We start from the raw sequence: 10,241 nt of genomic DNA on the forward strand, positions 1-10,241 counted from the left end.
TCTCGTGGGATACATGCCCTTCAAGCCGATTGCAGATGAGGTAACATCTTTCTCAAAATATAATATATATCCCAACACACTTAGACAGGCTCAGCTTGTCTCGAAGGAGAGTACCTTACTTGAGGATGGATCCAACTTAGCATCAGTTTTGAAAAGAATTAATAGTGGTAGACGTTTCTCCGCCAACAAAGAGGATATCATAGCAGCTTTGCAAGCTATGATGCCTATTGTTTCTGACTTTCAAGTCAAAAGTGCAGCCGGTTTTTATGTGCCGGTACTTCGTGTGCAGGAAAACAGCGGCGAACTCCATGACTTTAATTTATCCCAGATTTCCGACGGTACACTAAGAACACTAGGGCTACTCGCCGCGTTTTATCAACCAAATGCGCCGAACAGGATTGGCGTTGAAGAACCAGAACAAATGATACATCCGGGCGCGCTCACAGTGCTCCATGAAGCCATAACATCATTTGTAACCGCTAGAACTAGGCGGCAACGACAGGTTTTTGTGACAACACATAGCCCAACTTTTATCGATCTATTCGATCCAGAAGACTTGATCTGGGCAAGGTTTAATAAGGGCGTGACTGAGTGTGGTCACGTTAAACGCCGGCAACTCGATGTAATCAAGCAACAACTATTTACTGCTGGCGAGCTTTTGCTCGCTGAAGGCTTCTTTTGATGAAGAAAATAGCCTTGATTGTTGAGGGAAAAGGCGATGTTAAATCAATTCCTTCTCTTATCGCAAAATCTGCCGCAGCTTTCGGCCTTCAGCTTGTAGCTTCTGATCCACCTATCCGTGCCGGAGAAGCAAAGAAGCTTCGACGTACAGGCGAACTGGAAAGATATCTGCGGTTAGCTGCAACTAGAGACGAAGCCGAAGAAATTATCCTAGTTGTCGATCTTGACGATGGATGTGCGAAAGAATTTGCAGACGAATTTAATGGTCGGGCAAAACCAATTGCGGATGAAACTGGAAAATCGATCCATATATGCTTCTGTATCAGGGAGTATGAGGCTTGGTTGCTAGGTGAGCTAGCGTCAATAGCACAAGCTCTGCCTGAATATGGTATTGCCCCTGGTAGCGTAATAGAAAATCATAGTTCTATTAGAGGGGCGAAGGAGCGTTTGTCCAAAGCCTGTACGTCAAAAAAGTATCGACAAATTAGGGATCAATTACTGTTTACACAAAAAATAAACGTTCACAAGCTTGGCTTAGTAGACAGGTCTTTCCGAAAGCTACTTAAATCCATAACGTCACTTAGCTACTCAGATATAGTTGAGGCCTGTGACGGGCATTTGCAAGCCTGATGCACTTACGCGAAGACAGAAGCTAGGGTATACAGCGAGACGATTTCAGCAACTGCACTGTGCCGTCCGAGCAAAAGGTAATGGTGCTATTCAGCGGCTCTTCTTGCGGCGTCCTAGGTCACCGGCAAAAGTCTAACCGCAATTTTTCGATGGTATCCCTTTTCCAGAAAAGGTCCCCGGGTGGGGGGTCGAAAGGGTTTCTCGGCTGAATTGGCGGTTACGGCGCTCGTGCCCACCCTGATAAAGATGGCGGTCGAGCCTCTTGGCACCCGGGGGGTCTAAACCGGGTTTTCGCCTGGAATTTGAGTAGAGGCGGTCCTGAATTTTATGCCGCCCGGTCCAGCATCCGCGAGACCTGCGCCGCTGACCACTCGCCACCGCGCACTGTAGGGATACCACGTTGGTTGAGAGCCCTCGCGATCTGGCGCAAGGATGTAGCACCAGCGGCCTGAACCTCGGCTAGCACGTCCGACAGCAGGGTTGCCCGCTCATCCGCCTTAGCCCTTTTAGCGGCTGCGGCCTTTACTCGGTGGGCTTCCGTCATCACGGCGCCCGTCCCCTTGGCGTTGCCGAGCTTCACGCCTCGAGCCTTCGCAGCGGCGAGGGCCGCCCTGGTACGCTCAGAGATGGCCTTGGCCTCATGCTCGGCCACAGCAGCCAGGATGTGCACGGTCAGGCGGTTTGCCTGCGGGAAATCCACCGCCACAAATTCCACGCCCGCTTCCATCAGCGCCGAGACGAAGGCCACGTTGCGCGCCAGCCGATCCAGCTTTGCAATAACCAGGGTGGCCTTGTGCAGACGGCAGAGCTTCAGCGCCTCGGCCAGCTTCGGACGGTCATTGCGCTTGCCGCTCTCGACCTCGACCACTTCGGCCAGGAGCTGCCAATTGCCGCCGTTCAAGTAGCTGCGAACGGCTTCCTGCTGGGCCTCAAGCCCGAGACCGCTCACGCCCTGCCGCTTCGTGCTGACCCGGTAGTAGGCAATGAACTGTCCATGAGCCATGAGCGCGAACCCCTGTAACGAAACTAATTACGTTCGTTACAAGATATGTAACACTCAAGCTTGTGCTCCTCAAGCCCTTCGCGTGCTGATTTCTGCGCGGCGTCGGCTTAATTCGGCACGGGCCATCCGATCGGCGCCCGCCCGCCCGCGGGTATCGAGCCCCGGCCGTGCAAATAGCGATTTGACAATCTGCAACCACCCGGCGCCGACGGGCATCGCATCGCTAATTACCAGCACGGGGCATAATTATTAGCTCCGAAGCTAGCGGACTTAAATGCCGTGGACCGCCAGTGGACCGCGAAAGCGCACCTAAGTCATTGAAAGGCATGAGTGGACCGCCAAACGCCCGGAAATTATTGGGCGTGTAGGTGCGTGTGTGTGCGCACGCGTACTAGCAGCATCCATATTAAGTCACTTTGTTATATTTCAATTACTTAGATACGTTTTGGCGGTCCATAGCCGGTCCAAACCCGGTCCATCGCCGGTCCACTGGCGGTCCAAAGGACACTGAGGCGGTCCACGGGAGAGGTATGGCAATTGAGATATTTCGTGAGCAATCTCCCGCCGCCCCGTTATCTCGGCTTAATTCGGCGAAAACCGCCGAAAGCCGGCTCAAATAGGCGGTAGCAGCCACTAGCGCGGAATTAGCGAGCTATCTGCCCTCGCTAGCTCGTTAGTTGCACGGTCGGGGAGCTAGCGCCGCCAGGCACAAGCCCGTTCCGGCTGTGCGACCATGATTGCGGCACGGACGGCGGCGCGGCGCAGATCGGCGCTCGCCCACGGCTGGTGCAGCAATGTCCGGGCGAATGGGTGCAGGGCGACAGCCGCCGCGGGGTCGAGCCGGTAGCCCTCACCGAACGAGACCATGCCGCACGTGGGCTCTGCCAGGTAGGCGTCCACCACCGCGGTCACATCGTCGTCCACGACCTGGAGGGTGTCGAATAAGTCTAGGGTCATGGGGCGCCGGGTCATGGCGTCGCTTTAGGGGCTCGACTGCGGCGACGCCATGACAGGGGTGGGAAGTCCCTTCACGATGCCCGGAGCGGCCGTGTGAGGCGCCCCGGGCTGTTCCTGCGCTGTAGTGAGCGGGGAGCTACTGCCGCCGACCGCTGGCGGGCTTCAACGGGCCGTTGAACCGATCGGACACCGGGTGCACCCGGGGAAGCGTGCATCCATCGCGGTCCCGGTCCAGCGCCTCCAGGACATCGTCCCGGTCGGCACTGGCCAACTTGTCGATAAGCGGCCTGGCCGTGCGGAGCCCGTAGACCGGCGGTAAGCGTTCACCGTTGACCTTCGGCCGTAGCAGCTTGACCGAATAGCGCTCCAGCCGCTTTGCCGTGTTGGCTGCACCACCCCCGGACCCGTCCCTCCCGAAGTCGTACTGCCGGCGGTCATCCACGTCGCCGTCCGTCTGCACGTATTCGTTTTCCCCCATCGCCGTCATCAACTCCCCAAGCTCGCCGAGGTCGAACAACGACCGCTTTCCGGCGCGAAGGGTCTCGATCGCGGCTTCATAGTGCCGATCCCACGCCGGCAATCCCAAAATCTGCGCCTCGGCTTTTTCCCTAGTGACAGGTGGTGCTTTGGCCGCGTCGTAATGCGACACGTCCCGGGCCAACAGGAAGCGCCAGAACGCGGCAAGGCGCTTCGGGCTGCCAGTCACGTCGTTGAGATTGGAATAAAAATCATCCTCCGGCTTGGTATCAATAGTGATCCCGCACATGACGAAAAAGATGCGCCGGTCGTGCTTTTCGATTTTTAGCGCGTTTGCATAGTTTGACGTAGACACGACCCGAGCGAAATTCCGCACGCTCACCGTGTCTTTCCGCTTGCGCTCGATTTCGATGTAGTCGCCATCAGTGCCCGGATCGACCATTTGCTTTATTGAGGACGTGACGGCGGCCATGTTCGACGCAGTCGATCCCTCGGGTAGCTCTTTGATGGAAATGATGCGGCACCCCTCGACCTTCGCGAGCGCGAACCGCCGTGCCTGTTCGTTCGTGATTTTCGTACCGTCGATTTGGCTTCCCATGTCTTTTCCGGTGCCGTCGAACATGGAAATCAGCATTTGGATATAGGTGGACTTTCCGACGCCGCTGTCACCGACCAGCAAAAGCATATGCCCGGGCCGCCGGCCCGACTGCGCCATAAACGCCAGGGTATCTAATTCGTATTTTACCAGTTTCGGGTCGTGAAAAATCCGCGCGATGAAGTCGAGTATGCGGGCCACGTCCTCGCGCGCTTGCTTCGGGTCGAGTTTCGACAGCTTGGCATGCCGGATAACTGGCGAAATGAACCGCATATTTAGCTCGCGGACCATTACGCCCCCGCCATCTTTTTCGCAGACGATTTCGCCGCGATCGTAAAGCGGGTTGCGCGTTTTTCCGGTGTAAAACCGGTCTGGGTGGTGTCGCCGCATATCCCGGATAAAAGTCCAGAAATTGTCGTCTTTTTCGCCGTAAGAATTATGGAGGTCGCGGACAAGCTGTGTGTTGGGGTCGTCCGATTTTAAAAGCCACCAACTAAGCGCTGGGAACTCCACGGACGGGTCCAGCACGTCCCGCATGCGCAATGACCCATCGTCCGTGTCGGTATTGACCCGGGCGAAAACGTACTGGCCTGCTACGGCGTCGCGGGCCGGCACTCGGGCTTCCTTCCGAGCAGCTTTGTTCTCAGCCGGTCCTTTTTCTTCATCTGGCGTAAGGGCGGGAAAATCAACCACAACGCCTTTGTCTCGCAGAAACATCGCAAGCGCGTGGGGCCTTTGTCCGACACCCCCGCCGAAGCTATTCCAGGTTCGCTCGAAATAATCCTCCGGGCAAAGGCTTAAGTCCTCGCACGCCCACGCCTGGACCCGTTCGCGCTCGACCTCGGCTTCCCTCCCGAGGGCGGCCAGGATTTTTGCAAGGATCGAAACGAAGCTTTCGTGGGTCGGGAATTTCTCCCGGTTGTTCGGCCAGCTTTTCAGCCCCTGAAAAATGGCGTCCACGGGCATGGCGGGTTCGTCAGCGGAATAATCCCGCAACTCACCACCACCCCCGCCAAGGGCGCCTTTCTGCACCTGGCCGCCGGCGCCCTCGATCATTTCGACCACGACAGCCCGAAACCCGTGCATTCCGTCGTTGTTGATCTGCGTGAGCTTTTTCCGGCGGTACAGGTCGCACAGGTCGAAATCCTGGCGCCATTCATACAGGTCACGCCCATTATGGTGGACGCCGGCCGCCACGGATTGCTTGCCGAAGCCTATGAAGTCGATCGCGTGTGGGAACTTCCCCTCCGGATCGCCAGGTAGGCGGTACTGCAAGCTCGGGCACTGCACGCGGCCCTCGGGATCATCCGGGCTCACATGCTCAAAGGCGTAGAGCCGACGCGAGCCATCACCGCGCACGCGCTCGGCCACGGTGTCAGCATCCGTGCCGAAGGACTGTACCAATGCCCTTTCTACTAGTCTGCGCGCGTCCTCACTCTCTGCGTCGCTATCGATCGCAGGGAAGTATCGCCCCAACAAGCCGACGTTGCGGGTTGGGTAGCTCGCGCGCTCGCGCACGTCCTGTGCAGCGGCCCCCTCACGGATGTACCGAGCGCCATCGCTGTTTTTCGCAAGCCCGCACCAGGCCCGCTTGTGCGGGATGTATTTCCCGGGGGCTTTTCCTAGGCTTTTTGGGTTCAAGCTGCCCGTGCCGGAAATCTCGGCATCGTGCGGTGCAATGGGGATTAGTGCTTTTTCAGGAATTCCATTTTCACGAAAACGACGTGTGGCTTCGCCGAAACTCGGCGTTGACTTGAGCTGCGCGTTCATTAGGGTGATTTCCGGTTACGATAGTGGATTTTGAGAGAGTCTACCGTCGGTGTGCCTTGGGGGCGGGGGCGTTGTCTTAGCGGGCACGCCCCCGCTTCGTTGGAGTAATGGTCACTTCGACGTGAAACGCCGGCGGTGGCCCTTGGTCATCGGGTGCGAACCGAAGCAAAGCCCGTTCACGACAATCGGCTTCCTTCTCCGACCGAGGCGCAAAAAGGCAAATAAGCAAAAACACGCGCTGTTTACGTTGTTTTACTCTATGGTTAGTTACACCCGGAAAAAGTTTTATTTCCTCCGCCCCCCAATCTTCGTTGTAATCCGATCGGTAATAATCGTCGAAAATTCTGTTTGGTTCGCTTAAAGCTATTGCAAGCAACTCATCATCGCTTTTCGTATCTTTTAGGTCTCGACCTAAATCTACGAAATACAAACGACCTCTCATCGGAACACACTCCGCGAATTAGCTCAGGGCTGGGTGAGCCATCGCGCGGAAGGGGCCGTCGCACGGAAACGCTCGACTGCCGTGTATCTGGTATACCAAATACCAGATATATTCACGTCAGGAGCTACTGTTTAACAAAAGTCATCGGCTCAGAAAAGGCCGCTGGCGAATGAGTTGTTGAGTAAGTCCGGCACCAGGCGAGGCATATACTCCGAATAAATGCCCGGTTTATTTCCCGTGGTCGAAAATTAAAAAGGGGCACCCGTAGGCGCCCCTGAAAAATCGCTCACTAATTGCTTGCGGCCATCTTGGAATTACCGGACGTCTAATTCGGCACGGCGATGATTAGCGAGCCGGTCTCTAGGGAAAATGCGCTCACGCCGACCACCGTGCGGAATGCGCTCATCCCGACTGGAATGCCCGGACACAGCACGACAGGAACCCCGCCTATTTCCCGCACGGTGGCCGTACGCGGCGGTTTCCGGACAAGGCGGGTGAGGCCGCGGATATAATCCTCAACCGGCATTTCCGGGTGGCTCGTGCCGATTGCAGCCTCGACCTCATGTGCACGGGCGCGCTTCGTGAGCACCCGGGAATTTTCGATGCCGGAGGAATGCAGCGAGCTACGGGGCTTGCCCCAATCGGGGGACCGGGCTTGTCGGCGGTCGAGCCATGTTGGGGATGGTGCAGACACGCGTTCAGATTCTTCGCGCAGCGTGTTGCGCGGACCGTCTATCCGGTTTTCCATGATTTCAGCCGTTCCCTTGTTTGCCCAAGGCTGCGGTGAGGTGGCGGCGCGATGCTTCCAACATCGCCCGTCACCGCTCGAATACCCCGCGTAGGGGTGCTGCACTGTGCCGGTGGGTTTCAGCCCCGGCAAGTCCCGAAATCAGCTTTCATCCGGTCGTTCTGTAAACCGCCCGGCTGCACGCGCCTACCGCATGGCTCGACCAGCTGCACGGGGCACACGGATTCTCGATGGCTCGCTTTGGTTAGAGTCGTTCGCCGCCCCTCGGCAGCCTTTTGACGCTTCCGCTAACGCGCTTTTCCCTCGATTCTGAGAATCTGTATCCGTGGGGTTCGGGGATTTGCACCCTCCCCCCTTCAAGCCCGAGACCCGTTCGCCGCGTCGCGCCAGCCGCAACCAGGCTGTCCACTCGGGCGAGACGATCCGCACGACGTTCGTATCGCTGCGCCAGCCTGTGAGGCGGCGTTCCTCGATCGTCACCAGCCCGAGGCGCTGGGCCTCACGCAGGGCGTTCCGCACGGTCGTCTCGCTCACGCCGGCCACGGCCGCGATCTGGCCCACAGACAACCGGCAATCGCCCCGCCGGGCGGTCTCGGCTGACACCAGGGCCAGGGCGGCTTGCTCGGCCAATGTGAACCGTGCCGCGAGCTGCGGCGGGAGGCGCCCTGAGGCGGCCCACCGGCGGCGGCGCTCTAGGCTGGCGTCCGTGCGCGGCCGGGAGCCCGCGGTTGCCCTAGTGGCCGCCTGCGCGAGCGTAGGAGCCTCCGCGGCGCGCTGGACGCTCCGCCGAGCCTCGATCACTGCAGACAGGGCCTCCGCTTCCGCCTCCGAGACCTTCCCTTCCCCATAGGCACGCCACAGCGTAGCCGTGATGGCCGGCAACGCGGCGCACGGGGCCGCCTCCGCTCGTCGGCGGATTTCCTCAGCAAACATTCTGCACGGTCCCTCACGGGCCGCGTTCCAGGGTCCAGGCAAAGCCTACCCGTTGCCGGAATTGCCATTCCGGCTTGACTCCCGAGGGGGTCATATGGCTTGTGAGGGGAATTCGGTTGGCCCTCACAGGCCCTAGGTTTTCGACGGCCTCACCCTGCCAGGGGTGGGGCCGTTGGCTTTTCAGGGTCTATCGCGCGGCGGTATCTCCTAACGATCGGCGCGACTCGGGCGCCAAGCTGGCATTTCGGCCGAACCTCATAGTCACGTCAACCTAAACCCGTGACCGTATCGTTCCTCTCCAAACGAAATGAACCGGATGCGTAGGCTTTCAAATGATATCAGTTCGGTTGGACCGTCGCTGGAGGATTTTCTTTTAACGCGCAGGCGGTAATATCCCTTCCGTGAATTTCGGTCCCGAAATTCCGCCTCTGACAGGGGATCGGCGTTATGCCTGTCATCTCGATTGCCAACCCCAAAGGTGGGGCGGGCAAATCCACCGCGGCCCTGGTGCTCGGAAGCACGCTTGCGGAAAAAGGGGCGACCGTCACCCTTTTGGACTGCGACCCAAATCAGCCCATCGCGACATGGGGCAAAGGGTCTAACCGCACTGGCCTCAAGGTGCTGTCCGAAATCAGCGAGCGGGAAATCATTTCGGCGATCGATGCCGAGAGTGCCGAACGACAATTCGTTCTGGTGGACCTGGAGGGCACCGCGAGCCGAATGGTTTCCCGGGCTCTGTCTCGCTCAGATTTGGTCCTGATACCGATGCAGGCTTCCGCCGTGGACGCAGCGCAGGCCGCCCGTGCCGTGGGGCTCATCCGTGAAGAAGAACAGGTGATCCGGCGGCCGATCCCCTATCGGGTTCTTTTCACACGCACGTCACCAGCGATCCCCACGCGCGCCGAAAAGGCGATCGTCGGCGAAATGCAGCGTACGGGAATTTCCGTCCTCTCCGCCCACTTAAACGAGCGCGCTGCGTTCAAAGCCCTTTTTGCCTACAAACGCACGCTGGCTGAGTTGGACCCGGAAAAGGTGAGTGGCCTGCCCGCTGCAATCAAAAATGCCGATAAGCTCGCCGCGGAAATCGTGAGCGTGGTGCGCCAGCTAGCAAAAGGGGAAGCCGCGTGAGCGACGAGGCCACATTCGGTTTTTCAGATATCCAGCCCAACAAAACCCGGCGCGAGCCCGCGGATATGTCGGCCATAGACCGGACGGGCGAGGATTTGGGTTTTGTCTCGCGGGAAGCCTTCGCGGACCACGGCGAGACCACCACAATTCAGCGGAAACCCAAACCGGGTCCAGGAGGGCCGGTAGGACAATTTAATCTGCGTGCCGCTGTGGCGGACGTGAACGAATTTATCGAATGGTGCGGGCGGGAGCGCATGAGCTATCGCGAAGGTTTCGGGAAGCTGATGGATTTGAAGCGCCAAGCGCAACCGGACCGGCGATAGATAGCGCAGCCCCCATTCAAGAGTGGAATATTTAAAGTGATAACAGGCGCCATTGTATCACACTACAAAAGTATTCATGAAACCAGTCTGAGGTTTAGGAATATTAATGTCATCGTTGGGCCCAATGGGTCCGGAAAAAGCAATATATTGGACGCATTGTATTTCATAAGAGACTGTGCGGTTGATGACATTGACACGGCAGTAACGAAGAGGCACGGCATAGATAGCCTTAGACAATGGTCACGTACCAGGCCCTATAATATAACTATAGACATTTCTTTCAAGAATGTTGATGGATCAGGAAACTATAAAGTCGTTATATCATCGAGCAAAGGTCAGTATAGAATAGTTGAGGAAACCGGCTATTGGATTGGTCCGCACCCTCGGGATAGATACAAGAATGATGTAAAACCAGAGGATCAAACTTCACATTTCAAGAGAGACGAGACTGGAAATTTATACATAGTTAGTTCTATGGAAGATCTCAATCTGAATAGATTAAATTCTGTCGAACAAGATGAGCTTTTTCTTACATTTATTGCGAGACGTAGCCC

At 57.4% G+C, this 10,241-nt stretch carries 10 protein-coding genes; 5 read left to right on the forward strand and 5 right to left on the reverse strand.

Annotation, left to right across the window (positions count from 1 at the left end):
- Positions 1-682: AAA family ATPase (locus OXS27_RS30650; protein ID WP_267361419.1), on the forward strand; the 682-nt coding region annotated here is incomplete at its 5' end.
- Positions 682-1,311 carry a DUF4276 family protein gene (locus OXS27_RS30655; protein ID WP_267361421.1) on the forward strand — a complete coding sequence of 210 codons (630 nt, stop codon included), beginning with the start codon at positions 682-684 and terminating at the stop codon, positions 1,309-1,311. The genes OXS27_RS30650 and OXS27_RS30655, both read left to right, overlap by 1 nt.
- 325 nt (positions 1,312-1,636) lie before the next feature.
- On the opposite strand, the gene OXS27_RS30660 is transcribed toward OXS27_RS30655, so the two are convergent.
- From OXS27_RS30660 to OXS27_RS30680, 5 genes are all read right to left on the reverse strand, one after another.
- The gene (locus OXS27_RS30660) at positions 1,637-2,314 is read right to left on the reverse strand and encodes a recombinase family protein (RefSeq protein ID WP_267361423.1); all 678 of its coding nucleotides are present in this window, start codon (positions 2,312-2,314) and stop codon (positions 1,637-1,639) included.
- Between the two features lie 693 nt (positions 2,315-3,007).
- Positions 3,008-3,271 carry a hypothetical protein gene (locus tag OXS27_RS30665; protein WP_267361426.1) on the reverse strand — a complete coding sequence of 88 codons (264 nt, stop codon included), beginning with the start codon at positions 3,269-3,271 and terminating at the stop codon, positions 3,008-3,010.
- 136 nt (positions 3,272-3,407) lie between these two features.
- A complete protein-coding gene (locus OXS27_RS30670; protein ID WP_267361428.1) occupies positions 3,408-6,113 on the reverse strand; it encodes a DUF5906 domain-containing protein in 2,706 nt (901 codons plus the stop codon).
- Positions 6,114-6,880: 767 nt separating this feature from the next.
- Entirely contained in the window at positions 6,881-7,435 is a 555-nt protein-coding gene (locus OXS27_RS30675; protein WP_267361430.1) for a hypothetical protein, read from the reverse strand.
- A gap of 54 nt (positions 7,436-7,489) precedes the next feature.
- Entirely contained in the window at positions 7,490-8,236 is a 747-nt protein-coding gene (locus tag OXS27_RS30680; RefSeq protein WP_267361432.1) for a GntR family transcriptional regulator, read from the reverse strand.
- 447 nt (positions 8,237-8,683) lie between these two features.
- Here OXS27_RS30680 and OXS27_RS30685 point away from each other — a divergent pair, with 447 nt between their 5' ends.
- The 3 genes from OXS27_RS30685 to OXS27_RS30695 form a co-directional block, all read left to right on the forward strand.
- Complete coding sequence (locus tag OXS27_RS30685; protein ID WP_267361434.1) at positions 8,684-9,364, forward strand: ParA family protein; 681 nt, start codon at positions 8,684-8,686, stop codon at positions 9,362-9,364.
- A complete protein-coding gene (locus tag OXS27_RS30690) occupies positions 9,361-9,687 on the forward strand; it encodes a hypothetical protein (protein ID WP_267361436.1) in 327 nt (108 codons plus the stop codon). The genes OXS27_RS30685 and OXS27_RS30690 overlap by 4 nt, the downstream gene beginning before the upstream one ends.
- A 36-nt stretch (positions 9,688-9,723) precedes the next feature.
- The coding region (locus tag OXS27_RS30695) for an AAA family ATPase (protein WP_267361438.1) at positions 9,724-10,241 on the forward strand (518 nt) is incomplete at its 3' end.

Origin of the sequence: Methylobacterium sp. GC_Met_3 (assembly GCF_026540775.1) — a bacterium.
Lineage (GTDB): Bacteria > Pseudomonadota > Alphaproteobacteria > Rhizobiales > Beijerinckiaceae > Methylobacterium.

Excerpts from the sequence above, each read along its gene's own strand:
- OXS27_RS30655 (WP_267361421.1), top strand. The coding sequence starts at position 682 with ATGAAGAAAATAGCCTTGATTGTTGAGGGAAAAGGCGATGTTAAATCA.
- OXS27_RS30660 (WP_267361423.1), bottom strand. The coding sequence starts at position 2,314 with ATGGCTCATGGACAGTTCATTGCCTACTACCGGGTCAGCACGAAGCGG.
- OXS27_RS30665 (WP_267361426.1), bottom strand. The coding sequence starts at position 3,271 with ATGACCCTAGACTTATTCGACACCCTCCAGGTCGTGGACGACGATGTG.
- OXS27_RS30670 (WP_267361428.1), bottom strand. The coding sequence starts at position 6,113 with ATGAACGCGCAGCTCAAGTCAACGCCGAGTTTCGGCGAAGCCACACGT.
- OXS27_RS30680 (WP_267361432.1), bottom strand. The coding sequence starts at position 8,236 with ATGTTTGCTGAGGAAATCCGCCGACGAGCGGAGGCGGCCCCGTGCGCC.
- OXS27_RS30685 (WP_267361434.1), top strand. The coding sequence starts at position 8,684 with ATGCCTGTCATCTCGATTGCCAACCCCAAAGGTGGGGCGGGCAAATCC.